Annotated in this window: 6 protein-coding genes; 1 reads left to right on the forward strand and 5 read right to left on the reverse strand. The window is 45.0% G+C overall.

Annotated features, from left to right (window positions below):
* Positions 1 to 109 precede the first annotated feature (109 nt).
* Complete coding sequence (locus IQ211_RS18745; protein WP_189761325.1) at positions 110 to 559, forward strand: hypothetical protein; 450 nt, start codon at positions 110 to 112, stop codon at positions 557 to 559.
* 53 nt (positions 560 to 612) lie between these two features.
* On the opposite strand, the gene IQ211_RS18750 is transcribed toward IQ211_RS18745, so the two are convergent.
* The 5 genes from IQ211_RS18750 to IQ211_RS18770 form a co-directional block, all read right to left on the reverse strand.
* Complete coding sequence (locus IQ211_RS18750; protein ID WP_189761326.1) at positions 613 to 993, reverse strand: hypothetical protein; 381 nt, start codon at positions 991 to 993, stop codon at positions 613 to 615.
* Entirely contained in the window at positions 959 to 1,426 is a 468-nt protein-coding gene (locus IQ211_RS18755; protein WP_189761328.1) for a lysis protein, read from the reverse strand. Before IQ211_RS18755 ends, IQ211_RS18750 begins: the two co-directional genes overlap by 35 nt.
* Positions 1,427 to 1,436: 10 nt before the next feature.
* Positions 1,437 to 2,006: a phage antirepressor N-terminal domain-containing protein gene (locus IQ211_RS18760; RefSeq protein ID WP_189761327.1), complete on the reverse strand. Its 570-nt coding sequence runs from the start codon at positions 2,004 to 2,006 to the stop codon at positions 1,437 to 1,439.
* Between the two features lie 167 nt (positions 2,007 to 2,173).
* A complete protein-coding gene (locus IQ211_RS18765) occupies positions 2,174 to 2,569 on the reverse strand; it encodes a structural protein (protein ID WP_193836453.1) in 396 nt (131 codons plus the stop codon).
* Positions 2,569 to 2,688, reverse strand: a 120-nt coding sequence (locus tag IQ211_RS18770; RefSeq protein ID WP_193836454.1) for a phage holin family protein, incomplete at its 5' end; no start/stop codon positions are given. The genes IQ211_RS18765 and IQ211_RS18770, both read right to left, overlap by 1 nt.

The raw sequence follows: 2,688 nt of genomic DNA on the forward strand, positions 1-2,688 counted from the left end.
AAATATTGGGTTTAGTTTCAGTGAGTAACTAATTGTTAAGCATTATTCGCTTGTTGTTGGGTGAAGATGGGTTTATGTGTTGCTGTACCTAATCTTTGAGGGAATTATTATGTCTCAGTTTCACCAAGCAGCTTATAACACACTCAGACAATCTATTCGCATGTTTGAACGTGCTGGTGTCTCGTCATTATGTGTACCGATTGCAATCAGTAACTTACGGGCTCAATATCCCCATGTTTTTGGTGGTACCTACCATCGAACAAATACATTGCTCAACGAATTAGGATTTGTTTCCAGAAATGTAGACTCGTTGATTGCAGATGGTGCATCTTTACAACTTCGTACTATTGCCGGCCGTAGCCAACGAATATTAACCTTACTTCCCCACCGCTGCGATATAAGTCAGAGAATTTACGAGCAAGCAATACTTCCCTATATAGTCAATGGTCTCAATGGGGTCAGTGTGGATTTTGCTACGATTGTCCAGCTCCAATACAGCGATATTGTAGCGGCAGGAGTGATGACTTATTTGAGGCGTTCAGGAAATTATAACTTCTGATAGTTCAAGATATTCACCACCTCAGAACAAATGATACTGAGGTGGTGGCGTGCCTATTTGATAAGCGCAGCCGCATACTCAATTAACCAGACTTTGGGTGCTACAACTATCTGAATGACAGTAAACGCACAACGTAGGGAGGTAAAACCAAGCGCACAAACAACAGCAAAAAGAACTATATACACGCCACCTTCATTGTAAACATAGCTCTCTGTCGCTCTCTTCCATATGTAGCCAGCCAATAACGCCAGTGCCAGAAACAAGATAAACAACAAACCATTTACCCATAGCTGCCAAAGCATCAATTGTTCTATAACCACAGGCAGCTGATCTTTGCCAAACCCTATCATGCCGTCGATGCCAGACAGTGTCTTGTTAATTAGTTCGGCTAATGCCTTGTCAGTGTTTTCCATCTTTTCCTCTGCATTCAGCATTCACATACTCCTGCAAATATCTCAGTTTTGCTCGGTCGTTGATAATGCCTTCTCGGACATCGAGAACAGCTTGTCCAGCTTCTCTACTGAGTTCGACGGTGGTGTCATTGACCACGCTGCTGGAGGAAGCGGTTTCAGACACGGGACAGACGGCTTTGATGCGCAGCTTGCGACGGCCAGCGGCAACATCAGCGCGCAAAGTATCGATTTCAGTCTGGGCATTGGCGAGTTCCTGAGTGTGTTTGGTGTCCAGCTCGTGGAGTTGCTGAATTCGTGCTTGCTGGTTGGTGTTGATGGCGAGTTGTTCGTCATACTGTAGCTCTAACCTACGGTATTCTTCGGCCTTGTTCTGATACTCACTGTAGTAGAACCAGAGCAGGCCAGCGACAATCACCATTGCACCCAGAGTGAAGTACTGGCTATTGAGTTTCATATCACCCACCTTATTCAGTGCGTGTTGTTTTACCCTTACCTATTTCAGTCAGAACGAGATCCAACACTAAGTCAGTGGCTTGCCCGACCAATCCCCTTATCTTGCTTTCATGTTCAGGCCTGACAGACTTCCATGCATTAAGGCCCGTACCAAACACACTAGCGAGCTGCTTGTCTCTTTTTAACTCAGCACAGGCCTGATTTAGTTCTTCCATCACGTTACGTTTACGGGGATTAATCACTACACCCTTTGTCCAGTATTCATAAAGCACATCGTCGCATTCATCCTGATAGCGGATCACCTTATCCCTAATTTCAGGCTTAACTTTATTGGGGCTAATCGTGGCTAACCAGCCAGCCAACTTACGAAGGGCAAGGCAGGTCATTAATTGTAAGCCACCTTTTGTAGGTATTGAGATTTCCTCAACACCTTTACTAAATCTTTGTTTTAACTTGGTATATTGACCTGCCCAGTCCATCCCCATACCTTCGACAATAGGTCTCATTGGCACGTAGGGTTCATTGTTGTATTCCACTACATAAAGTTCATCATCATAAAAAGGGACTGTAATTGTATGCATCTTGCGTATTCCTATAGAAATAAGAGCCTGCTGACGTAGAAATATCGCCCATGAGAGGTCGCCACCTGGCGATAATTCTCAGGCTCTATTTCTATAAGCTCATGATTGGGTTTCGCGCACGTCAGTACGCAGATAAAAAGAAGCCCCGCAGATACGAGGCTCAGGATTCAGATTAAGCTGTAGGCTTTTTTGAATGTTTCTTCGGGGTAAGGCTGCTTGCCATTCTCCATCTGGATCATCGCCTTGACTAATGCTGTCATGACACGCTGATTGTTAACATCAATCACCGCATCGCGAGAGATATCCACCATATCGCTGACATAGGCAATGTAACTCTCGGTGTCATTTTCTATCTCCGGTGCCCAGCGAGAAATAAACTGGCGGATGGTGTTATGGCCATACTTGAGTTTGTAATTGCGCAGGATTTTGAGCATCGCCCGAATACCATATTCTGGTGCGATAAACTGACAGAATGACTTATCAGTCTGCCTGCTGCATAACCCCTGCCATTTGTCCCCGTGGCGAATGTTGCCAGGATTGTTATTGCGAATGCCTCTGCTCACTATTTATCCCCCAACCGTTTATTAATGGCACGAACAGCAAACTCGCGGATTTTCTCAACACCAATAAATCCAACAGCGCCTCCAATGGCAGGGGCAAAACTGATAGGAATGCCGAACAT

Source organism: Xenorhabdus griffiniae, assembly GCF_015163655.1.
Taxonomy (GTDB): Bacteria; Pseudomonadota; Gammaproteobacteria; order Enterobacterales; family Enterobacteriaceae; genus Xenorhabdus; species Xenorhabdus griffiniae.